This window comes from Salirhabdus sp. Marseille-P4669 (assembly GCF_900240405.1).
Taxonomy (GTDB): domain Bacteria; phylum Bacillota; class Bacilli; order Bacillales; family Alkalibacillaceae; genus OEQK01.
Genome location: NZ_OEQK01000002.1, coordinates 241,957 through 263,157, shown reverse-complemented (window position 1 = coordinate 263,157; position 21,201 = coordinate 241,957). Strand labels below are relative to the sequence as shown.

Genomic DNA, 21,201 nt, shown 5'->3' with positions numbered 1-21,201 from the left:
AATTGTCCGTAAATGACACATTCAGAACATTCTCTTTCTTAAGGAACTCGAATGTATTCCTTTAATTGTTCTAACGTTTTTTCACCTATCCCACTGACATTCAATAAATCCTCCTCTTGCTGAAACGGTCCAAATTCATCACGATATTGAAGGATTGCATCCGCCTTTACGGGTCCGATTCCAGGTAAGTTCACTATTTCTTCTTTTGTTGCTGTATTTAATTTTATTCTAGGATTGCTAACATTCCCACCCCCATCCTGCTTTATCTCTGCACCTTCTTCTAAAACAACAATTGTCATTTCATCGTATACTCGCTCAGCTAAATTAATCGATAAGGGATCAGCACTCTGTGTCATCCCCCCAGCCATATCAATCACTTCATGAACTCGAGCATTACTGTCTATTTCATATACTCCAGGCTTTGAAACTGCACCTTTTACGTCTACCACAACATTCTCCTGTAATTCCCCACTGCTTGCGGAATCGGTAGCTTCAGATATGGCCTGCTTATTCAAATCATTGGTATGAAAAGAGTCATGTACGATTTCCCCCTTTGAACCTGTTGAGGAATAGATAATAAAGATAAAGATAGCAAGACCTAGTATGGAGATACTTAACTTAACATATAAATGACGTTTTCCCTTCATATCATCATTCCTTCTTTCATATTTTTATTTCCGTAACATACACATATAGGAGAAACACTAGGACGCATAAAGGAGGGATCGTAAAGTGAGATGGGGAGTCATTGGTACCGGGAATATGGGTAGTATTCTTATTGATGCCTGGGTTTCAAAAAATGTCGTCGATGAAGAAAACATTTGGATTCACAATCGAACTTTAGCAAAGGCTTTTGATATAAAAGATCGTTATTCCAAGCTGAACGTTTGTACAACTGCTGATAAAGTTGTAAAAAATACAGATATTATTTTTATTTGCGTTAAACCGTTGCAAGTATTACCATTACTCAAGCAATTAAAGCCTTATATACATGAAAACCACTGTATCATTTCCATTACGAGTCCAGTGTCAATTGAGGAACTTGAAACTGTAGTTCCATGTCAGACGGGAAGAGTAATTCCAAGCATTACAAATAGAGCAGGATTTGGGGTTACGTTAACTACATTTAGTGACAAAATGGACGAAACACTTAAAGCCTATCTTATCCAAAGTTTAAAATTATTTTCTAATCCTGTAGATATAGATGAATCGATTACCCGTGTATCATCCGATATCGTTTCATGCGGACCAGCATTTATTAGCTATTTATTGCAATCCTTTATTAAAGCCGCAAAGGAATATGCAAATTTAGAAGTAGAAAAGGGATACAAACTCGCAGAACAGATGATAATTGGATTTGGAAAGTTACTGGAGGAAGGTTATTACACTTTGGAAACCCTTCAAGAAAAGGTGACGGTTAAAGGTGGCGTTACAGGAGCAGGCTTAAAGGTATTGGATGAGGAGCTAGGAGATCTTTTTCTTCATGTTCTAGAAGCAACACATGAAAAGTACGGCGAAGATAAATCTGGCGTTAGCCAACAACTACCAACTTAATTCGACAAAATTTTGTTATCTCCTGCTTTTTATAAAAATTATTTATCTAGAAAAAGTGGGTAAGATCATGACAAATGATTTTACCTGCTTTTTTTGAGTTATTACTGGTGAGATTTTAGGAATTTAAAGCTGGTATAAAAAACGGGAACATAGAGGCTCGCTATGTTCCCGAAAATCGCTCTATTAACTAAAAACGGAAACATAGGCGATGCCTATGTTCCCAATTAAAATGTTATTGCTCTATCGTTTCTTACAAACAAAAAAAATCCGGTCGCCTGATTCATGGAAAGAGTCTGTTGAAAAATCAGAATGCAATCCGATTAATTCAAATCCAGATTCCTCTACTAGTTTCTTATAAACCGAGATTGGAAACGTACGCTGATAATGATACTCATCATATCGTTCATAAAATTCCTCTTTCTTTTTAATAAAAAAGGTAAGATTATGTTCAACAGAGGATTCCTCTTCACCTTGATCACAAAACCAGACATACGATACCTCATCACGAACCTCAGCAAATGTTTGATTAGCCAAAAATTCATTCACATAATGCTCGGAGTGGACATCGAACAAAAATAATCCATCCTCTTTCAGCGTTTGATGAACGTTTAAAAAGCTTCGTCTAACATCCTCTATATCTGTGAGATAATTGATTACATCACAATAACTTACTGCAATGTCATACTGATTTGGAGTCTCTAGTTCAATCATATTTTGGTGAATCCACATGATTGGGACATTTTGCTCTTGTGCCTTTTGATTCGCAATAGCAAGCATATTCGTAGACAGGTCAACCCCGGTCACATCATATCCAAGCTGGGCAAATCGGATGGATATTTCCCCTGTACCACATCCTAAATCAATAATTGATTTTCCAGCATTATACTTTTTAACAAAGTGTTCCGTAAAATGTATCCAATCTTCATATGGTGCATCTTCCATCAATGTGTCATAAATATGGGCAAAGGTACGATATGATTCCATAATGCTTACCCTTTTAGCTTTAGATTTTCATCTAAGACGCTATCTGCATCGCCCCAAAGTCTTTCCAAATTGTAATAGCTACGTTCATCTTTATGAAAGATATGACATACGACAAAATCTAAATCTACAAGCACCCACCTTGCGTGATCAAAGCCTTCGATTTTTTTTACTTCCAGACCCAATTCTTCAGCTTGATCTTTTACTTCTCTAGCAATCGCTTGTACTTGTCGTTCATTATTACCATGACAAATTAAAAAATAATCAGCAATTAAGGAAACCTCTTTCATATCAAGTGCTATGATATTTTCTGCTCGTTTGGAATCACATGCTTTTACAGCAAGCTCTAAAAGTTCTTTACTATTCATCTACTTGAAATCCCTCCATTACTTATTCAATAACCGTGCAAAATCATTATACGCGTGAAATGTATCTGGATATATGGTTTGACCTTTACTCATTAAAAACTGAATTGTATTTCTAAGGGCTAAGTAACACCCTTGATTTAAGTCCTCTTTTGCTACTTTTCTTACTTCATCAACACCTGGAAAACTTCGACCAGGCTCTATATAATCTGCTAAAAACACAATTTTTTCTAATAAAGTCATGTTTGCGTGACCTGTCGTATGATAAGTAATGGCACTTAGAATGTCGATATCCATTACATCATGCTCCACTCTTACTAAGTAAGCTCCTACTGGTCCGTGCCATAGCTCATGATGATAAAGTAATAAATCTTTTGGCAAAGCCGTTTCTTTTATGATCCACCGCTTCATTTCTTCTACATCTCGATATTTAGCATAGTCATGGAAAGCAGCTGCTATTTTCGTCTTTTCTATATCTTCTCCGTAAGCTTCCGCAAGCTCTACAGCTGTTTCTACAACACGCTTTGTATGCTCAAATCGGGCTGGTTTTAATTTCGGCTTTACCCGTTCATAAGCCTCTTCAAGATTCATATAATCCGTTCTCCCTTATATATTCTCTAACCTTTTTGGGCAGCCAATATCGGGTTGTGCCACCATGTTTTAAACGATTACGTAATATGGTAGAGGATATCTCTATCATCGGCACTTCCACTTCTATAATGGGATACTTCGACTTTACCTCATATCCAACGCGCTTTACCCCAACAAACGTAATATTGTGGATAAGCTCCTCAATTTTGTACCATTTTGGTAAATACTCTACCATATCCGCACCTATAATAAATAAAAATTGCTTATCAGGGTGCGATTGTTTAAGCTGCTCAATCGTATCAAAGGTAAAGGATGTACCTTTTCGTTTTAGTTCCATATCTTCAATTCGAAAGTGATCGTTATCTTCAGTGGCTAGCTGTAGCATCCGCATTCTGTCATCTGGACTCGTTGTTGTCCCCGTTTTATGCGGGGGTACGTAAGATGGGATAAACCAGATTTCATCTAAATTTAGTCGCTCGTAAACCTCTTCTGCCATTAACAGATGACCCACATGAATCGGATCAAATGTCCCACCAAATAAACCAATTTTTTTCATCACATTGACCCTTCTCTTACGGTAAAGTTATCTGTTTATTTTCTTCGGATTCTTTATATAATACAATTGTATGTCCAATTAATTGTACGAGTTCACTATTTGTTCCAGCGGCAAGCTCACTCGCAACCTCATCCTTATCCTCAAAACAATTTTGCAAAATACTAACCTTAATTAATTCACGCTTTTCTAACGCTTCACTTACCTGTGTCATTAAATTTTCATTAACTCCTGCTTTACCTACTTGGAATATAGGTTTTAAATGATGAGCTAGCGAACGAAGGTAACGTTTCTGTTTTCCTGTTAGCATAATATATCACCTTTTATCTTTCTTGTAATTTTTCCATTAATTCTTGTAGCATATTGGAAGGGTTGATATGAAGTCCTGTCCATAATTGGAAGGCATAAGCCGCCTGAAACAACAACATGCCATGACCATAATGAATATGAGCCTCAAGTTTTCTTCCACTTGATAAAAATTTCGTTTCCATAGGATTATATACAATATCACTTATAATCACGGCATCTTTTAGTTTGTTCAATGATATTGGTCTGCTATTCACATTTGGAGTCATTCCCATATTAGTAGTTTGAATAATTAAATCATATTGATTCGCCAATTCTTCTCCTTGTTCTAGAGTAAAAAGGCTTGTTACCACTTTGTCCGTTTTGTTTTCGATTAACGTATGTGCACGAGAAACAGTACGGTTTGCTATATCAATATATGTAAATCCATAAGAGGCTAAGGCATAATAGATTCCTCTTGCCGCCCCACCAGCACCAATGATTAATATTTTCTTATTATCAATTGTCTCGAAAAAACTTGGGTACTCATGTTGTAGCGATTTTATATAGCCTATTCCATCAGTGTTATAGCCTATCCATTGTCCATTCTGATTCACAACAGTATTTACTGCACCTACATATTTTACACTGTCGTCTACTTTATCTAAAAAAGGAATTATTTTTTCTTTATATGGAACTGTTACATTAAAACCATCTACATTCATCGCTTTTAAGGACCGTAAAAAAGAAGATAAAAAATCCTCTTCTATTTCATAGGCACGATAGACTCCATCTAACTCTGACATCGCGAGAAACTTCTCATGTATCCATGGTGATAACGAATGCTTTGCCGGATATCCGATAACACCTAATAAGTACCCCATAAGTCTTCTCCTCCCCAGTTAAATCAATGAATCCCGAATGCTTACACGGACGCCTTCCGGAATATGAGCTCGAACAGTAAGGTTCCCCTCCGTAACAGTTACCCAACCTAAGCCAGAAAACACAATATCGGTTTTCTCTTTAATATGAAAGGTGTGTGCCTTTAATGGTGGTAAATTTTCCATTGTCTCCGTACTCGGTGGATTTAATAGCTCTCCTAAATGATTCTCATACAGTTGATCTGCATTTTCTAATTTCGTGCGATGAATGTTGAGCTCATTGGAAAAGTAACAAACAAAGGATGTCCGTTCACCATTCATAAAATCGAGCCTTGCTAACCCACCAAAAAATAAGGTTTGTTCCGGATTTAATTGATATATCTTTGCTTTTATTTCCTTTTTAGGCGTAATATATTTTAAATCCTTCTCCGAAATGTAATGAGCCATTTGATGACGATTGATTACACCTGGTGTATCATACATCGATGCATTTTCATCTAATGGTATATCAATAAAGCCTAGTGTTGTGCCAGGAAAATAGGATGTTGTAATTGCTTCCTTTTCTCCAGTCGTCTCATGAATTAAATAATTAATAAATGTTGATTTTCCAACATTTGTACAGCCAACAACGTATACATCTCTTCCATTTCTCAATTGCTCAATCCCAGCTGATGCTTCTTCCATACCGGTTCCACTTTTAGCCGATACTAAAAAGACCTCTTCCACTTTTAAGCCCATATCCTTTGCTGTTTTACGCATCCATTGCTTTACTTTATTCGGATTAACAGATTTCGGTAATAAGTCAACTTTATTACCTACCAAAACAATTGGGTTGTTACCAGTAAAACGGGGTAAGCCAGGAATAAAGCTCCCATTAAAATCAAAAATATCGATAATTTTAACTACTAATCCTTGACTTTGTCCTATTGAGTTTAACATTTTCAAAAAGTCATCATCTGTTAACGATACATCTTGGACTTCATTATAATGCTTTAACCGAAAGCACCTTTTGCAAATAATATCCTCTCTATTTAAGGAGGAAGCTGGTGCATACCCTAATGCTTTCGGGTCAGTTGTTTGTATTTGGACACCGCAACCTTGGCAAATGATTTGTTCCTCTTCCATGCTTTAATCCTCCCAGGTAATCTTTCCTCGTTTTCGGAACCAGTTTAAAATAGCCCGTTCGATTCTTCGATTAAACTTTGTAATAAACCCATCTGTTTTAACAACAGGAACGACTAAAATCGTATAAAATTTTGATGAATTGCCACCTAATACATCGGTTAATAGTTGATCTCCAACTACTACAATTTCACTTTTATCTAGCTCCATAGCATGTTGAGCTTTTTTAAATGCTTTTGATAATGGCTTTCTAGCTTTTGATATAAAAGGTATATGTAAAGGCTTAGAAAAGTGACTTACACGCTCTTCATTATTATTCGATATGATGGTCACTCGAATACCTGCATCTTTCATAACTTTAAACCATTCGATAATTTCAGGAGTTGCATCGCTTTGATTCCAAGCAACTAACGTATTATCAAGATCGGTAATAATTCCTTTTATTCCTTTTTGCTTTAACTTTTCAGGAGTAATTTCAAAAACTGTTTTTACATGTTCATTTGGCAAAAATCGTTTTAACAAATTCGTCACCTCGTGCGCTTATGCCTTTTTCTATTTTTATCCTCTTAACATCATATACAATTTTATTCATTGTATCAAAGGAAAGTTGGTTTTTAATGGTTAACTTGTTATTTTTATGATTGAATATACGAATTTACGATAAAAACCGTTCGACAAATAGTATCATTTTTCGATTGTGGATAACTTTATTAACATTATCAACATAGAATTCACTTGATTTTATAACTATTTCTTACAAAAGCCCACAACTTATACACATAGACATGTGGATAGTTCCTTAGTTGTACAATCAGAATAATCATGATAGAGTTATTTTACATAAGAAATGCAAGTTAGTTCAGACAATTCGAAACGACATAAAAATAGCAATTCTCTCAAAAATCGATATTGTACAGAATCTCATTTAAATAGATTAGGATGACTGGTTGGAAGACTATAACGGGAGGTGAGATGTCATCTGAGCCTAAGATGACATACACATTATGAAACATTTGTCTGATGAACTTTTGATTGAATCGTATCATAAGGCATGTGAGCTAAATCTTAGTGCGGATTTTATTCAACTCATAAAAGATGAAATAATTAAACGATCTCTACTACATAAAATTAAACATTCTAGTTAAATAGGTAGAAACTTATCTTTTTTTTAAAACCTTTTTGCACATAATAAAATGCAGGGAGGTTTTTTCTTTTTTATAAAGGTTATAAGTTGATAAAAAGCCTTCATATCACATACAATTAAAGGGATATTGTCCTATCTTATGAAAATTTAGTACTCATACTATTTATTCACACAAAAATATAACACAACGTGTAGGGAGGAAATTTTTTAGATGATTTATGCAGTTTTTGCACCGTTAATCATACTTTTATTGATTCCGATCTTTAATAAGTGGAAAGATAAAATACATACTGGATGGTTTGTGTTACCTGTTCCACTACTCGTTTTTCTTTATTTTATTCCATTCGTTGGTAGTGATTTTACAACGAAGACGGAAAGCTATTCGTGGATTCCTTCCCTCGGTATTTCACTTGATTTTTATTTAGATGGATTAAGCCTACTTTTTGTACTATTAATTAGTGGTATTGGTACGCTTGTTGTTTTGTACTCCATTTTCTATTTACATAAGTCAGAACAAATTGGACATTTTTATATTTACTTGATGATGTTTATGGTCTCCATGCTAGGAGTCGTTTTGTCAGATAACGTCTTTGTTCTTTATACATTTTGGGAGTTCACTTCTATCTCTTCCTTTTTACTTATTGGTTTTTGGAACCATCGTGAAAGATCTAGGTATGGTGCATTAAAATCTATGATGATTACCGTATTCGGTGGTTTAAGCTTACTGGGTGGATTTATTTTGTTATCGATTATCACAAATACAACCAGTATTCGTGGCATGATTGAAAACTCGCACTTAATAATCGAAAGCCCTCTATTACCGTTAGTGCTCGTCTTTCTAGCGCTTGGGGCATTTACGAAATCTGCTCAATTTCCATTCCACATTTGGTTACCTGATGCTATGGAGGCGCCAACACCTGTTAGTGCTTACTTACACTCCGCTACAATGGTTAAAGCAGGAATCTATTTGATCGCTCGTTTTTCGCCAATTTTAGCTGGAGAACCAAGCTTTTTTGTTCTAGTAAGTATAGTGGGTATCATTACACTTTGTTGGGGCTCATACATGGCTGTTAGACAAACCGATTTAAAAGGAATACTTGCCTTTTCTACTATCAGTCAACTAGGTATGATTATGGCCATGCTTGGTTTCGGTACCCAAGCTGCAATATTTGCAGCTGTTTTCCATATTTTAAATCATGCAACCTTTAAAGGTAGTTTGTTTATGATAGCAGGAATAATCGATCATGAAACAGGTACAAGAGATATACGTAAACTTGGTGGTCTCATGACATTCATGCCGATGTCTGCAACCCTTGCATTATTTGGCATACTATCAATGTCAGGATTTCCACTTCCATTTTTGAATGGCTTTTATAGTAAAGAATTATTCTTTGACTCGGCTAATGCATTAAATGCATATACAGGTGGTTTCTTAGGCTTTCTACAAGAAGCGCTACCTTACTTAGCTGTTTTCGGAAGTATTTTTACATTTGTGTATTCCATGTACTTTTTCTTTGGTACATTCCGCGGACAAGCAAAATTGGAGGAATTACCGAAAAAACCACACGAAGCACCAATTGGAATGCTTATTTCACCAATTATACTTGTATTAGGGGTACTTGTTATTGGATTGTTCCCTAACGTATTTGTCAATGGTTTATTAGGTCATACCGCTACTGCTGTTTCAGGTGAATTTTACGAGCCTCATGAGATTTATTTCTGGCATGGGTGGGATTATAAACCTTTCCTAATGACTCTAGTCGTAATTGCATTAGGAGTATTGTTGACTGTTACAAGGAAAAAATGGTCTTCTATTTATAATGTGTTTCCTCGTCATTTAAGCTTTAATACAGTATATGACTTTATTATGGATAAAACAGAGACCGTATCATCACGAATTACAAAAACGTATATGACTGGTTCGTTGAGACATTACATGAGCTATATATTAGTGGCGATTATTGCCATTACATCCATTGTACTCGTTGTAACAAATGGTTTTGATATCAATACATCCTATTTAGCAACGATTACCATTCCTGAAGTATTAGTTGCCATTATGATGGCTGTAGCTGCAATTGCTACTATTTTTACGAACAGCCGTCTAGCAGCAATTATTATCTTAGGTGTGGTCGGTTATGGGTTGTCCATTTTATTTGTTATTTACCAAGCACCAGACTTAGCGTTAACTCAACTGATCATCGAGACCGTTACCGTTGCCTTATTTTTACTTTGCTTTTACCACTTACCAGAACTTCGAAAACGGGATGACACACTTGCTGTGAAAAGCTCAAATACCATTATTTCTGTTGGATTCGGTGTGCTCATCACGTTAATAGCAATTAGTTCTCATAGTAATAAACTATTTGAGCCAATTTCGAGCTATTTTGTTGAAACGTCGAAATCGCTAGGTGGAGGAGCAAACATCGTAAATGTTATTTTAGTAGACATGCGTGGTCTTGATACATTATTTGAAATTACAGTCCTCGGAATAGCAGCACTAGCAATCTACGGCATGCTCAAAATTCGCCGAGATAAGGAGGCGAAATAACAATGGAAATTATTACTTCCGTCCTTGGTGGTATTTTGTTTGCAACAGGTATTTACAACTTGTTACAGAAACAATTACTGCGGATTATTATTGGAACAGCTCTCATTTCACATGGAGCCCACCTACTTATACTAACGATGGGAAGATTGAAAACTGGAAAGCCACCTATTTTAGTGGATGGTGTTACCCAATATACCGACCCATTACCCCAAGCATTAATCTTAACTTCTATTGTTATTAGCTTCGGGGTAACAAGTTTGTTACTTGTATTAGCATATCGAGCTTCTAAACTAAACAATTCTGATAATATGGATGAATTAAGGGGAACTGAAAATGAGTAATTTAGCTGTACTACCCATTATCATACCAATGCTAGCAGGAGTCTTAGCTATCTTTTTCCATAAAAAAATCAAGGCTGTACGAATTTATGCCCAAATCATGATGCTACTAAATGTAGCTGTCGTTAGCTGGATTGGTTGGTATGTCTTAAAGAATGGAACCATTGTGTTGGAAACCGGTGACTGGCAAGCTCCGTTTGGAATTGTTTTAGTCGCTGACCCTCTAGCAATGATTCTTGTCATCACAACAAATTTAATAGCATTAGCTTGCGTATTTTACGCGCCTAGCTCATTGAGTGCTAAGCAAGAAGAATATTATTTCTATACCCTCTTTTTCTTACTAATTACGGGGGTGTCCGGGGCCTTTTTAACCGGGGACTTATTTAACTTATTCGTATTCTATGAAGTATTGTTAATGGCTTCATATGGATTAATTGTATTAGGTGGGGAGAAGGTTCAATTAAGGGAATCGGTGAAATATGTACTACTAAACTTATTCTCTTCCATGCTATTTGTGACAGCTGTTGCCTTTTTGTATTCCGTTGTGGGAACAGTAAACATGGCACAAATTGCAGAAAGAATTCAAGAAGTACCAGCGGAAGATCAGGGAATTATCACGACAATTGCCATCCTATTGTTTTTCGTGTTTGCGACGAAGGGTGCTATTTTCCCACTTTACTATTGGATGCCAAAATCCTATATCGTTCCAAATGTTGTGGTATCTGCCTTGTTTAGTGCATTACTTACGAAAGTAGGAATTTATTCGATCCTAAGAACTTTTTCGATTATGTTTGTTCAGGATACGGAACTTACCCATCAAATCTTTCTATGGTTAGCTGCACTTACGATGATATTTGGTGTTATTGGTGCATTATCAACGAATAATGTAAAGCTAATTATCGTCTACAATATTATTCCTGCTGTTGGATATATGCTTCTTGGAATCGGGTTACTATCCCCTTCTGGATTATCTGGTTCCGTATACTACTTAGTACACGACATGATTATCAAAACCGCACTATTCTTACTAATAGGTGCATTAGTATATGTTACGGGCACATCGGATTTAAAGAAAATGAGAGGAGTCATACACCAATATCCAGTTTTAGCATGGTTATTCCTATTAGGAACTTTCGTTTTAGCTGGTATCCCTCCTTTTAGTGGATTTATAGGTAAGCTTCTTATTTTAAAAGGGGCAGCCGAAGAAGGAGAATATGTATTAGTTGTTATTGGACTTCTTGTAAGCCTATTAATTTTACTTTCGATGGTTCGAATCTTTGTTGTAGGAATGTGGGGCGAAAAACAAGAAATACAACAGAAGCGAAAAATCGGTAAGTTTTTAATACCTAGTGCATTTTTACTGTTTTTCTCTGTATTTTTAGGAGTTGGAGCTGAATGGATTTATCCGCACATTGAAACAATCGCAAATAGTTTATTAGACCCAAGTATATACATTGATTCTGTATTAAAGGAGTAACCTAAAATGGCATTTCAAGTTGTGTTAAATTTAATAATCGCATTTATGTATATGTTTCTATCCGAAACATATGGGGTAGGCACGTTTTTGTTTGGTTACTTAATTGGTTTATTCCTACTCTTTTTATTACAAAGGTTTATTCCAGACGCCTTTTATTTGAAAAGGATTTACTACATTGTTCGATTGATTCTTCTCTTTCTGAAAGAATTAGTGAAATCAAATTTTAGTATTGTAAAGCTTGTCTACAAACCAAAGTTAGATATTAAACCAGGCATCTTTATGCTTCCTACTGAGTTAAGAAGTAATTGGGAGGTCACTTTACTTGCCAATCTTATTACACTAACTCCAGGCACATTATCTGTAGCTGTTTCAGATGATCAATCCCGCATATATATTCACGCTATGGATATACCTGATGTAGAAGCTGAAATTAAAGGAATAAAAGATACATTTGAAAAAGCGATTATGGAGGTGACCAGATAAAATGGATTGGGAAGAATTGCTTAAGGTCGTAACCGTTATTTGTATTGCAGGTGTCTCCATTTCCATCTTTATTCTCCTTTATCGTGTACTAAAAGGACCGACAAACCCAGATAGAGCTGTAGCATTAGATGGTATTGGCGTAAATTTAATGGCTTTAGGGGCACTAATTGCAATCTATATGGTTACTACTAAATTAAATGACGTCATTTTGTTAATTGGTATCCTATTGTTTATTGGAACGATTGCAATTGCAAAATTTTTAGAAAAGGGTGTTATCATTGATCGAAATCATAATTAGCATTATTCTTATTCTGGGCACCTTTTTCATCATCTCATCATCCATAGGTATCATACGGTTTCCAGATGTCTATACACGGCTACACGCTGCATCTAAGGCATCGACATTGGGAGTATCTTTAATATTAATTGGTGCTTTTCTATTTATGCTATATGAACATGATATTGTAAGTGGGAAGCTTTTGCTGGGAATCTTTTTCCTTCTACTTACTGCACCCGTTTCTGGTCATATGATCTCAAGGGCTGCATACAAAAGCGGTGTGAAATTATGGGATGGAAGTATCCAGGATGATTTAGAAGAAGTGAAAAAGAAAATAGAGAATTAATTTACGAAACAACCCAATGATTTGGGTTGTTTTTTATGTTGGATTTTTACAATAAGAATGTTCAAGTACCCTCCTCTTAATCAATTTGTAACAACCTTTGTTTAAATGGACAGACACAAAAAAGCACACGATTACATACCTTTAAATATAGGCATTTGCCTAAAATATTTTGGAGGTGTATGCACTTGTTTAGTGTCTTAAAAACAGTAGCTTTATTTATTAAGGATATGTTCTTTTTTGCCTCCTATATAAAAAACAATGCTTTCCCTCAACCGTTATCCAAAGAGGAGGAAGCTAAATACTTACAGTTGATGCAAGAGGGAGACGAAGACGCTCGTAATATTTTAATTGAACACAATTTGCGATTAGTAGCACATATTGTCAAAAAATATGAAAACACTAGAGAGGATCAAGAGGATCTAATATCGATTGGGACAGTTGGATTAATAAAAGGAATTGAGAGCTATTCACCTGATAAAGGTACTAAGCTTGCGACTTATGCGGCTAGATGTATAGAAAATGAAATATTAATGTTTTTACGCTCTTTGAAAAAGACGAGAAAAGATGTATCTCTTCATGATCCAATCGGTCAAGACAAGGAAGGAAACGAGATTTCTTTAATTGACATATTAAAAACAGACAATCCAGATATTGTTGAAAAAATACAAACCAACATGGAAATTGAGAAAATGAATGAATTTTTAAATATTTTAGATGAACGAGAAAAAGAAGTCATTATGAAAAGATATGGAGTCGGCAGTTATAAAGAAATGACACAACGGGAGATAGCAAAAAATCTTGGTATTTCAAGAAGCTATGTTTCTCGTATTGAAAAACGAGCGCTGATGAAAATTTATCATGCCTTTCATCGAGAAAGTCGAAAAAGTAATTAATATACCTTTTATATCTCACTTCTTGGATAGGAAAAACAATGCCATACAATAGCCTATACGACAAAAGGACTTTTATCATATTTTATAATTAAGACGTTATCCAGTGAGGTGAGTTCACATGTATTATGGTTATTCTCCTTATGATTTTTATCCATATGAACCATACTATTATGGACCGTATGGATATAATCAGCATAAAGGATATAACGGCTTTTGGTTAGGTTTAGCGGTAGTCCTACTCATTCTCCTCTTTTTATTTGGTGGTATCTATTACTATAATGACTAAGAAAAAAGCAAAGCGCTTTAATTCACGCTTTGCTTTTTTCTTTATGCTAAATCCTTCACCATATCTATAATTAATGTTGCTGCATTTTTAGCTGCTGTATCTAAAAATTGATCAAAAGATACTGAGGAATCCTTTCCTGCGATATCGGATAAAGCTCTTATAATAACAAATGGCGTTTTATATTGATAGCAAACTTGAGCGATTGCAGCAGCTTCCATTTCCGCCGCTTTTAAATCTGGAAATTTTTCTCTCACAAAATTAACTCGATCCTGGTCACTCATAAAGGAATCACCTGTGGCTATTAGACCTGTAACCGTGTTAACATCCATTTGTTTTGCTACATTTATTGCCAGGGAAATTAGTTTTGTATCCCCTTCATAATAGGTAGGTAATTTGGGTACTTGGCCATAGTCATAATCAAAAGCTGTTACGTCCACGTCATGATGAACAATTTTTTCCGATATTACGAGATCTCCAACATTTAGTTCTGCAGCAAAACCACCAGCAGAACCAGTATTAATTACATAGTCAGGTGAAAAACGTTCATGTAAGATCGTCGTAGACATAGCTGCATTTACTTTTCCAATCCCTGACTTTAATAAAACTACTGGTTGGCCCTTTAGTGTTCCTTTTATAAATATAGACCCTGCAATCGTTTCTTCCTTTTCTATCTCCATGGAAGATTTTAATAACTCTATTTCTTCATCCATTGCTCCAATGATACCAACTATCATTATTGTTCCTCACTTTCCTCTTGTTGTGCTTGTGCATCTTGATTCGCTTTTGTTTCTTCGTTACTAGAGAAGTGTTTTTCCTTTATATCATTTTCTTTTAATAACTCTACTTTGACTGGCTTCCATCCTTCATTTGTTACCCACTCCATATAGACACGATATGTTTCCGTTTGCGCTTTATTGGAAATGGTTAATTTTGCACTATGTTCATCCCCATTATTTGTTGCCCACCACTCAACCGTATCATCTTCACTTAAACCAGTAGCATACCTTGCTGCAGCCCACATTTCTTTCCAATCTTGTGAAGATGTATCATAAGTTGCAACATGGGGTTCCTCTTGAACCGTACCAATCGGCTGCCAATCCAGTACAATCGTTTCAATTACATTCGGATCATCGCTTTCCTCTATCGCTTCAGAATTTGTGCTATCTTCTTCCTCTTCAGCCTCTGAATCCTCGTCTGTTACAGAGTCTTCCTTTTCTTCCTCTGTTTCCGGTTCTGTTGAAGCATCTTCTTCCCCTGCTGCCTCGTCTTCCGAATCTACTTCTTCACTTAACTCGCTTGTATCGTTTTCTGCAACCGCTTCTTTTTCTGGACTATTTTTTTCCTCATCGTCACCAAATACTACAAAAAATAGGAAAAGTAAAAATAAAAATCCACCTAACACGATAAATGTATTAATAAGCTTTGTGTTTTTCCTTTTTTTATTATACTTGTCCACTCTTGATTGATCATCGAAAAAAGATTCTGGCACAATATTCCTCTCCCTTCCTAGCTATTATACAATGGATAAAAAATGTATGCTACATCTTACATTACCTAAAAAATCCCCTTGCCTTAAATGAAAACAACACTTGTTTATATAGTATACTAACAGGGACTCCAAATCCTGAACGTCGATTTCAAACTTTTATTGTCAAAAATCATCTAGTTTTGGCATATAGGAAGGTATTTGAACATACATATTTAATAATTACACAAATGAAAGGAGAAGGATTATGAAAAAAACAATTTTTAATGATAATCTTTGGGGTCTCTCCTCCTTTAATGAAATCGGCTATGATAAGGAACATCAATTATTAACCATTTATTACTACAGTGGAGAGGTCCTAGAGTTTCAGAACGTTAAAGAAAAAGATGTTTTTGAATTAATCATTTCTACAGACAAAGAGGAACTAATAAATCAGACATTTAAAACTACATTTCCATATAAGATTGTCGATAACCTTTCTATTCTTTGAATTCATTTATTCGTTTCATAAATGAATTCAACCAACTCTTTATATACAGAATAAATTTTTGAAGATTCTTCCGTGTTGTTAAATTCAACACCAACCATTGCATATTTCGGTTTTTCATAAGGGAAAAAACCACCAAACCAGTGATGTGTTTTTTTACTATCTCCCATTTGAGCAGTACCAGACTTCCCTGCGATGTCTAATCCTTGCAGGGAGCTTGCTGTACCATTTTCTGATGTCACTTGAATCATTAACTTTTTTAACTGATTTAACGAATATGGATTTAAAGTCTGTTCCTTTTTTTGTTCTTCAAACTCCGTCATCGTGCTTCCGTTTTTATATACGATTCTTTTAACTCCTCTAACCGATTTGTTCTCCCCATTACTCGCTATCGTAGCCATCATATTAGCAACCGCTAACGGAGTAAGCCGTACATCTCTCTGTCCAATTGCAGTAACCTTTACCACACCAGCATCTTTCTCAGCTCCTTCAAATCCCCATATGCTCCCCTTTTGCTCTTGTGGAAAATGGCGTAGGTTTTCATACTGATACCTGTTTCCTGTCCAGCCAACAGGACCTAATAGCCCAAGCCTATCTACATATTGGTTTAAGAGGTCGGGATCTTTTTCCATAAGCTCCACAGCTAATTCAGCAAACGTTCGATTACAGCTTTTAGCAAAACTTTGCTCAAAATTTAGCATCCCTAAATCCCGATTAGCTTTTTCATTATCATTTAAATAATCTTTCGAACAATTAAAGGTGCGATTAGGGTCTACATGTAATTGTTCTATTGCTGCTAATGCAACAACCGTTTTAAAAACGGAACCAGGAGGATTGGATATTAGCATTCGATTCGCGATGCTGTCTTGCTCATATGGATTATCAGAGTTAATTAATGGTCTTGATGCCATCACTAATACGTCCCGAGACTCCACATCAAGTAATACAATTCCTCCGTCTTTAATTTTATATTTTGCTAATAGTTCTTCAGCCTTCTTTTGCAAGGACACATCTATTGTAGTTTCGACTGTTAAAGGATAAAAACTATTTTCAAAGCCCGAATATAGTAATTCGTAACCAAACATTGGTTGTCCAACAGCATCTACATGATATAGGAGCTTCTCTTCCTCTTTTGCTAGTAAAAATGGGTCAAATGCTTGTTCTATACCTGAAATACCAACAGGCTTTATTTGGTCTCCCTTCGCTTCGTATCGTTTTTCATAAGCTTGTTTGTTTTCTCGAACTAAGCCCACAAAATGCGAGGCTACAGATGGGTCCTCACTAATGGAACGTTCTACAGGCAAAAAGCCCTGTACACTTATTTCCTTCAGGTCCTCAAATTGAGCTTCTGAAATTTCCACATCTAAAATATCTGTTAAATATAGTGGATTTTCTACTTCGTTTGTTTTACTCCGAATTTGATTCGTTGATACAGCTAGTACTTCCGCTATCCGATTGACTAGATCGGTATTTGATTGAAAGCCTGGAAAAATAATCGCATCATTCACCTTTTTGTTTGTTAATTCTATCCCATTGCGGTCCACAATTGTCCCTCTTCCATTGGATAAAACGATTTGATGGGATCGTTGTGCCACACTTCTCTCTAATAGATTAACATTACTTTGACCAAAGCTTTCAGTAGAGAATAATTGTATTTGACTTAGTCGAAATAAAAGTAATAAAAAAAGAATCGCTATTATTGCTAATAAAATATAAATTCGTTTTGCCTTCATCTTCATCACCTACTACCATTTTAGTCAAGAAAGTAGGCTTTAAAACAAAAGACATTACCTTTTCCTCAAAGGTAATGTCTTTTTATATCTTTATTAAATGAATAATTAGTAAAATTAATCCACTTTAATAATTTTCACATTAATTTCTCCACCTGGTGTCATTACAGCAACCTCTTCACCTATTTCATGGCCAAGAAGGCTTTTTGCCATAGGGGAATCGTTGGAAATTTTTCCTTCAAATGGATCCGCTTCAGCACTACCTACAATAGTGTATGTTTCTTCATCACCATCAGGAAGCTCTTGAAATGTTACCGATTTCCCTAGTTGTACTACATTTGAATTTTGATTATCACTCTCTATAATAACAGCATTGCGAATCATTTTTTCAAGCTGTGCAATTCGAGATTCAACAAAAGCTTGTTCATCTTTCGCAGCATCATATTCTGAGTTCTCGGACAAATCTCCAAAGCTTCTTGCTACTTTAATACGTTCTACTACTTCTTGTCTACGTTCCGTTTTCAAGAAATGTAACTCTTTTTCTAATTTTTGTTTTCCTTCTTCTGTCATGTAATAATTTTTTTCCAAAGCCATCAAAACACTCCTCCGTTACCATCAAAATCAATATACATATCTTATGCCATTTCCTTGTGAGTCATTCCCAATATTATACTACGATGTATGTAAACATTCCTGCAAATAGTATAATAAAAAGAGCAGCACTAAAAAAGTGCGCTCAAACCCTAAAAGAATATTGGGATTCTAAATATTATAAATTACTATTAATTACTATGGCAGATTTTATCATTTTTTTCAATACCTTTTTCCTGTATGCAGCTGAATTATTGTGATTTTGCTCTTTCTGCCAAAATACTTCTAATTTTAGTTGTCAGTAAATCAATAGCAACGAGATTTTCTCCACCCTCGGGAACGATTATATTTGCATACCTTTTCGTTGGCTCCACAAATTGTAAGTGCATGGGACGGACAACATTCACATATTGATCAATTACCGAATCAATCGTTCTACCTCTCTCATTGATATCTCTAGTTATCCTTCTAATAATACGAAGATCCGCATCTGTATCTACAAATACTTTAATATCCATTAACTCTCGTAAACGCTCATCCTCTAATACTAATATTCCTTCCAATATGATTACGTCTTTTGGCTCCACTCGTATCTTTTCATCCGATCGAGTATGTAATGCATAATCGTAAACCGGCTTTTGAATGGACTCTCGATTTAGTAATTTTTGTAGATGGTCAATTAACAAATCATTATCAAATGCCAATGGGTGATCATAATTTGTTTTCAGTCGTTCTTCGAAAGGTAGATCGCTCTGATCTTTATAGTAAAAATCCTGCTCTATCATTAGTATCGTTTTATCCTCAAATTGGTCGATTATAGATCGAGTAACCGATGTTTTTCCGGAACCCGTACCTCCAGCAACCCCAATTACTACTGGTTTTTCAAACATCTTCAAGCCCCTTTCCGGATTCGTCCTGTCTCGTTGGTTTATTTTTTTACTGTAATGGCAATTCCGTCCCCAATCGGAACAATTGTTGTTACAAAATTGGCTTGATCGAACAACCAATCATTGTAATTTCGTACTTTGTTTGCTATCTTTTGTAGCCTGCTTGTCTCTGCTTGGACTTCTTCCGCAACATATCCTCTGAATAGAACATTATCACTAATAATGATACCCTCTTCATTTAAAAAAGGAGTGAACGTCTCGAAAAACTTTTTATATTGACCTTTTGCAGCATCGATAAACAGGAAATCATATGGACCTTTTTCTCCTAGAGTATCGATTGCATCAAAGGCATCATCTTTAATAACTTCAATCCGGTTTGCTAAATTACTGTTTTCTATGTTCAATATGGCTTGTTCATATCTTACATCGTCTCGCTCAATAGTAACGATGTGAGCCTCTTCATATGCTTCCGCCATACGTATAGCAGAATAGCCAATCGCCGTACCAATTTCAAGTATACGCTTCGGTTTTGAGATCCGAATTAATTGGAGTAAAAACTCAATTCCTAGTGGCTCCATGATTGGTACATGATGTTCCTGTGCATATTTTTCCATATTTACAATGTGTTCTTCTTTTTCTTTGATCGTGCTTATTAAATAGGAATGCAATGAATCATTCACTCATTGTTCCCCCAGTCTACTAGATTTTACAACTTCCCTATTTTAGCATAAAAAAAGTAAGGAATGCGAGTCATATAACACATTCCTTACTATACCTCTTAATTGTGAATATATTGAGCTTTTTTCTGGTTATGCTCTTCTAAAGTATCCGAATAGTATACTTTACCAGTATCTGTTGCTGCTAAGAAATATAGTGCAGATGTTGGTTCTGGATTTAGTACTGCTTCCAACGCATTTTCAGCAAAATTGGAAATAGGACCAACAGGTAAGCCAGTATACATATACGTGTTGTACGGTGAATCAATCTCTGTATATTCTGTTAACACTCGGTCCTTATGCTCGCCTAAAGCATAAAGTACAGTAGGATCTGTTTGTAGTGGCATTCCCTCATCTAATCGATTATAAAAAACATCAGCAATTAACTTACGATCGTTTACCTCGCGAGCTTCATTCTCTACTAAGGATGCCATAGTTAATGCCTCATGAATGGTTAAATCCTCGTCCTCAAACTCTTCTATTTGATTCATGTATTTTAAAACCACTTCTTCTGTCTTATCCAACATAGCGATAATGATAGATTCCACCGTTGGGGTTTCTGTGTTAAAGTCATAGGTTGCTGCAAATAAGTATCCTTCTAATGGATGAATGATATCACTGTTGAGGATTTCCTCCGATAGTATAGTTGGATACATATTCATTACGTTCTCAATGAACTCAGGATCGTTTACCGTTTTCATAAATTCCTCTTCGGTAATGGAGGTGTGTTGAGCAAATATTTTCGCAATATCCTCTAACTTTTTCCCTTCTGGTATCGTAACCGTAAGCACTGCTTCCTCCATTAACTTCCCTGTTTTTAACGTGTCAATAATTTCATCTAGAGTCATAGAAGCTGAAAAGTCATAGTTTCCCGCTTGAAATTCCGTTTCATTTTTAAATTTCGTATAATAACGAAAAATAGTACCGCTTTTTATGATGCTATGTTCTTCTAAAATTTCCCCAATCGTAGAAATTGAAGAGCCTAAAGGTATTTCCACACTTTTTATCGTATCATCTTTTGGATCCATTGGCTCCAAAGCAGACTTAACGTATAGATAGCCAGAAACTCCGATGGCAATGATGAAGACCATGATCACAGCAAACACAATCAAAACAATTTTACGAACGGTTTTTGCCTCTTTATAGCGTTCCTCGTCTTGATTTGAAGTAGACATAT

The 21,201-nt window shown here is 35.5% G+C and carries 27 protein-coding genes; 11 read left to right on the top strand and 16 right to left on the bottom strand.

The window, feature by feature from the left end; all coding sequences use genetic code 11:
- Positions 1-38 precede the first annotated feature (38 nt).
- Positions 39-647, bottom strand: a complete 609-nt coding sequence (locus C1A05_RS04315; protein WP_102026964.1) for a helix-hairpin-helix domain-containing protein — start codon at positions 645-647, stop codon at positions 39-41.
- An 85-nt stretch (positions 648-732) separates the two neighbouring features.
- On the opposite strand from C1A05_RS04315, the gene comER reads away from it, so the two are divergent.
- Positions 733-1,554, top strand: coding sequence for a late competence protein ComER (gene comER / locus C1A05_RS04310; protein WP_102026963.1), 822 nt, complete (start codon positions 733-735; stop codon positions 1,552-1,554).
- A 240-nt stretch (positions 1,555-1,794) separates the two neighbouring features.
- Here comER and C1A05_RS04305 read toward each other — a convergent pair whose 3' ends face one another.
- Genes C1A05_RS04305 through C1A05_RS04270 form a run of 8 tightly spaced genes read right to left on the bottom strand, consistent with a single transcriptional unit; the run spans position 1,795 to position 6,854 of the window.
- Positions 1,795-2,538 carry a class I SAM-dependent DNA methyltransferase gene (locus C1A05_RS04305; protein WP_102026962.1) on the bottom strand — a complete coding sequence of 248 codons (744 nt, stop codon included), beginning with the start codon at positions 2,536-2,538 and terminating at the stop codon, positions 1,795-1,797.
- 5 nt (positions 2,539-2,543) lie between these two features.
- The gene (gene rsfS, locus C1A05_RS04300; protein ID WP_102026961.1) at positions 2,544-2,903 is read right to left on the bottom strand and encodes a ribosome silencing factor; all 360 of its coding nucleotides are present in this window, start codon (positions 2,901-2,903) and stop codon (positions 2,544-2,546) included.
- 18 nt (positions 2,904-2,921) lie between these two features.
- Complete coding sequence (gene yqeK / locus C1A05_RS04295) at positions 2,922-3,491, bottom strand: bis(5'-nucleosyl)-tetraphosphatase (symmetrical) YqeK (RefSeq protein ID WP_102026960.1); 570 nt, start codon at positions 3,489-3,491, stop codon at positions 2,922-2,924.
- Complete coding sequence (locus C1A05_RS04290) at positions 3,481-4,047, bottom strand: nicotinate-nucleotide adenylyltransferase (protein WP_102026959.1); 567 nt, start codon at positions 4,045-4,047, stop codon at positions 3,481-3,483. The genes yqeK and C1A05_RS04290 overlap by 11 nt, the downstream gene beginning before the upstream one ends.
- A 16-nt stretch (positions 4,048-4,063) precedes the next feature.
- Positions 4,064-4,354, bottom strand: coding sequence for a ribosome assembly RNA-binding protein YhbY (gene yhbY / locus C1A05_RS04285; protein ID WP_102026958.1), 291 nt, complete (start codon positions 4,352-4,354; stop codon positions 4,064-4,066).
- Positions 4,355-4,367: 13 nt separating this feature from the next.
- Entirely contained in the window at positions 4,368-5,213 is an 846-nt protein-coding gene (aroE, locus tag C1A05_RS04280) for a shikimate dehydrogenase (RefSeq protein WP_102026957.1), read from the bottom strand.
- Between the two features lie 18 nt (positions 5,214-5,231).
- Positions 5,232-6,335, bottom strand: coding sequence for a ribosome biogenesis GTPase YqeH (gene yqeH, locus C1A05_RS04275; RefSeq protein ID WP_102026956.1), 1,104 nt, complete (start codon positions 6,333-6,335; stop codon positions 5,232-5,234).
- A gap of 3 nt (positions 6,336-6,338) precedes the next feature.
- Positions 6,339-6,854, bottom strand: a complete 516-nt coding sequence (locus tag C1A05_RS04270; RefSeq protein ID WP_102026955.1) for a YqeG family HAD IIIA-type phosphatase — start codon at positions 6,852-6,854, stop codon at positions 6,339-6,341.
- Positions 6,855-7,336: 482 nt separating this feature from the next.
- Here C1A05_RS04270 and C1A05_RS04265 point away from each other — a divergent pair, with 482 nt between their 5' ends.
- The 9 genes from C1A05_RS04265 to C1A05_RS18160 all read left to right on the top strand — a co-directional run bounded on the left by C1A05_RS04265 (position 7,337) and on the right by C1A05_RS18160 (position 14,127).
- Positions 7,337-7,477, top strand: coding sequence for a sporulation histidine kinase inhibitor Sda (locus C1A05_RS04265; RefSeq protein ID WP_102026954.1), 141 nt, complete (start codon positions 7,337-7,339; stop codon positions 7,475-7,477).
- Between the two features lie 210 nt (positions 7,478-7,687).
- Positions 7,688-10,027 carry a Na+/H+ antiporter subunit A gene (locus C1A05_RS04260; protein ID WP_102026953.1) on the top strand — a complete coding sequence of 780 codons (2,340 nt, stop codon included), beginning with the start codon at positions 7,688-7,690 and terminating at the stop codon, positions 10,025-10,027.
- Positions 10,028-10,029: 2 nt separating this feature from the next.
- Positions 10,030-10,368 carry a Na(+)/H(+) antiporter subunit C gene (locus C1A05_RS04255; protein ID WP_102026952.1) on the top strand — a complete coding sequence of 113 codons (339 nt, stop codon included), beginning with the start codon at positions 10,030-10,032 and terminating at the stop codon, positions 10,366-10,368.
- The gene (locus C1A05_RS04250) at positions 10,361-11,842 is read left to right on the top strand and encodes a Na+/H+ antiporter subunit D (protein WP_102026951.1); all 1,482 of its coding nucleotides are present in this window, start codon (positions 10,361-10,363) and stop codon (positions 11,840-11,842) included. Before C1A05_RS04255 ends, C1A05_RS04250 begins: the two co-directional genes overlap by 8 nt.
- Positions 11,843-11,848: 6 nt before the next feature.
- Entirely contained in the window at positions 11,849-12,325 is a 477-nt protein-coding gene (locus C1A05_RS04245; RefSeq protein WP_102026950.1) for a Na+/H+ antiporter subunit E, read from the top strand.
- Between the two features lies 1 nt (position 12,326).
- A complete protein-coding gene (locus C1A05_RS04240) occupies positions 12,327-12,623 on the top strand; it encodes a Na(+)/H(+) antiporter subunit F1 (RefSeq protein WP_102026949.1) in 297 nt (98 codons plus the stop codon).
- Positions 12,604-12,948, top strand: coding sequence for a monovalent cation/H(+) antiporter subunit G (gene mnhG, locus C1A05_RS04235; RefSeq protein ID WP_102026948.1), 345 nt, complete (start codon positions 12,604-12,606; stop codon positions 12,946-12,948). Before C1A05_RS04240 ends, mnhG begins: the two co-directional genes overlap by 20 nt.
- 185 nt (positions 12,949-13,133) lie before the next feature.
- Positions 13,134-13,841, top strand: a complete 708-nt coding sequence (gene sigK / locus C1A05_RS04230) for an RNA polymerase sporulation sigma factor SigK (protein ID WP_373419458.1) — start codon at positions 13,134-13,136, stop codon at positions 13,839-13,841.
- A gap of 118 nt (positions 13,842-13,959) precedes the next feature.
- Positions 13,960-14,127: a hypothetical protein gene (locus C1A05_RS18160; RefSeq protein ID WP_200816472.1), complete on the top strand. Its 168-nt coding sequence runs from the start codon at positions 13,960-13,962 to the stop codon at positions 14,125-14,127.
- A 41-nt stretch (positions 14,128-14,168) separates the two neighbouring features.
- Here C1A05_RS18160 and mtnN read toward each other — a convergent pair whose 3' ends face one another.
- Both mtnN and C1A05_RS04220 read right to left on the bottom strand, forming a co-directional pair.
- The gene (gene mtnN / locus C1A05_RS04225; RefSeq protein ID WP_102026946.1) at positions 14,169-14,861 is read right to left on the bottom strand and encodes a 5'-methylthioadenosine/S-adenosylhomocysteine nucleosidase; all 693 of its coding nucleotides are present in this window, start codon (positions 14,859-14,861) and stop codon (positions 14,169-14,171) included.
- Positions 14,861-15,616 (bottom strand): YrrS family protein, encoded by a 756-nt coding sequence (locus C1A05_RS04220; RefSeq protein ID WP_159461995.1) that lies wholly within the window; start codon positions 15,614-15,616, stop codon positions 14,861-14,863. The genes mtnN and C1A05_RS04220 overlap by 1 nt, the downstream gene beginning before the upstream one ends.
- Positions 15,617-15,860: 244 nt before the next feature.
- Here C1A05_RS04220 and C1A05_RS04215 point away from each other — a divergent pair, with 244 nt between their 5' ends.
- The gene (locus C1A05_RS04215) at positions 15,861-16,103 is read left to right on the top strand and encodes a KTSC domain-containing protein (RefSeq protein ID WP_102026944.1); all 243 of its coding nucleotides are present in this window, start codon (positions 15,861-15,863) and stop codon (positions 16,101-16,103) included.
- Positions 16,104-16,105: 2 nt separating this feature from the next.
- On the opposite strand, the gene C1A05_RS04210 is transcribed toward C1A05_RS04215, so the two are convergent.
- The 5 genes from C1A05_RS04210 to mltG all read right to left on the bottom strand — a co-directional run bounded on the left by C1A05_RS04210 (position 16,106) and on the right by mltG (position 21,199).
- Positions 16,106-17,833: a peptidoglycan D,D-transpeptidase FtsI family protein gene (locus C1A05_RS04210; RefSeq protein ID WP_159461994.1), complete on the bottom strand. Its 1,728-nt coding sequence runs from the start codon at positions 17,831-17,833 to the stop codon at positions 16,106-16,108.
- Between the two features lie 114 nt (positions 17,834-17,947).
- Complete coding sequence (gene greA / locus C1A05_RS04205) at positions 17,948-18,424, bottom strand: transcription elongation factor GreA (RefSeq protein WP_102026942.1); 477 nt, start codon at positions 18,422-18,424, stop codon at positions 17,948-17,950.
- A gap of 248 nt (positions 18,425-18,672) precedes the next feature.
- A complete protein-coding gene (gene udk, locus C1A05_RS04200) occupies positions 18,673-19,311 on the bottom strand; it encodes a uridine kinase (RefSeq protein WP_102026941.1) in 639 nt (212 codons plus the stop codon).
- A 38-nt stretch (positions 19,312-19,349) separates the two neighbouring features.
- Positions 19,350-19,988, bottom strand: a complete 639-nt coding sequence (locus C1A05_RS04195) for an O-methyltransferase (RefSeq protein WP_234998332.1) — start codon at positions 19,986-19,988, stop codon at positions 19,350-19,352.
- Positions 19,989-20,086: 98 nt separating this feature from the next.
- The gene (gene mltG / locus C1A05_RS04190; RefSeq protein ID WP_234998330.1) at positions 20,087-21,199 is read right to left on the bottom strand and encodes an endolytic transglycosylase MltG; all 1,113 of its coding nucleotides are present in this window, start codon (positions 21,197-21,199) and stop codon (positions 20,087-20,089) included.
- Between the last annotated feature and the right edge of the window lie 2 nt (positions 21,200-21,201).

Excerpts from the sequence above, each read along its gene's own strand:
- C1A05_RS04240 (WP_102026949.1), top strand. The coding sequence starts at position 12,327 with ATGGATTGGGAAGAATTGCTTAAGGTCGTAACCGTTATTTGTATTGCA.
- C1A05_RS04265 (WP_102026954.1), top strand. The coding sequence starts at position 7,337 with ATGAAACATTTGTCTGATGAACTTTTGATTGAATCGTATCATAAGGCA.
- C1A05_RS04305 (WP_102026962.1), bottom strand. The coding sequence starts at position 2,538 with ATGGAATCATATCGTACCTTTGCCCATATTTATGACACATTGATGGAA.
- yqeK (WP_102026960.1), bottom strand. The coding sequence starts at position 3,491 with ATGAATCTTGAAGAGGCTTATGAACGGGTAAAGCCGAAATTAAAACCA.
- C1A05_RS04245 (WP_102026950.1), top strand. The coding sequence starts at position 11,849 with ATGGCATTTCAAGTTGTGTTAAATTTAATAATCGCATTTATGTATATG.
- C1A05_RS04250 (WP_102026951.1), top strand. The coding sequence starts at position 10,361 with ATGAGTAATTTAGCTGTACTACCCATTATCATACCAATGCTAGCAGGA.
- C1A05_RS04290 (WP_102026959.1), bottom strand. The coding sequence starts at position 4,047 with ATGAAAAAAATTGGTTTATTTGGTGGGACATTTGATCCGATTCATGTG.
- mtnN (WP_102026946.1), bottom strand. The coding sequence starts at position 14,861 with ATGATAGTTGGTATCATTGGAGCAATGGATGAAGAAATAGAGTTATTA.
- udk (WP_102026941.1), bottom strand. The coding sequence starts at position 19,311 with ATGTTTGAAAAACCAGTAGTAATTGGGGTTGCTGGAGGTACGGGTTCC.
- C1A05_RS04315 (WP_102026964.1), bottom strand. The coding sequence starts at position 647 with ATGAAGGGAAAACGTCATTTATATGTTAAGTTAAGTATCTCCATACTA.
- C1A05_RS04260 (WP_102026953.1), top strand. The coding sequence starts at position 7,688 with ATGATTTATGCAGTTTTTGCACCGTTAATCATACTTTTATTGATTCCG.
- aroE (WP_102026957.1), bottom strand. The coding sequence starts at position 5,213 with ATGGGGTACTTATTAGGTGTTATCGGATATCCGGCAAAGCATTCGTTA.
- greA (WP_102026942.1), bottom strand. The coding sequence starts at position 18,424 with ATGGCTTTGGAAAAAAATTATTACATGACAGAAGAAGGAAAACAAAAA.
- C1A05_RS18160 (WP_200816472.1), top strand. The coding sequence starts at position 13,960 with ATGTATTATGGTTATTCTCCTTATGATTTTTATCCATATGAACCATAC.
- mltG (WP_234998330.1), bottom strand. The coding sequence starts at position 21,199 with ATGTCTACTTCAAATCAAGACGAGGAACGCTATAAAGAGGCAAAAACC.
- C1A05_RS04210 (WP_159461994.1), bottom strand. The coding sequence starts at position 17,833 with ATGAAGGCAAAACGAATTTATATTTTATTAGCAATAATAGCGATTCTT.
- rsfS (WP_102026961.1), bottom strand. The coding sequence starts at position 2,903 with ATGAATAGTAAAGAACTTTTAGAGCTTGCTGTAAAAGCATGTGATTCC.
- yqeH (WP_102026956.1), bottom strand. The coding sequence starts at position 6,335 with ATGGAAGAGGAACAAATCATTTGCCAAGGTTGCGGTGTCCAAATACAA.
- C1A05_RS04215 (WP_102026944.1), top strand. The coding sequence starts at position 15,861 with ATGAAAAAAACAATTTTTAATGATAATCTTTGGGGTCTCTCCTCCTTT.
- yhbY (WP_102026958.1), bottom strand. The coding sequence starts at position 4,354 with ATGCTAACAGGAAAACAGAAACGTTACCTTCGTTCGCTAGCTCATCAT.
- C1A05_RS04255 (WP_102026952.1), top strand. The coding sequence starts at position 10,030 with ATGGAAATTATTACTTCCGTCCTTGGTGGTATTTTGTTTGCAACAGGT.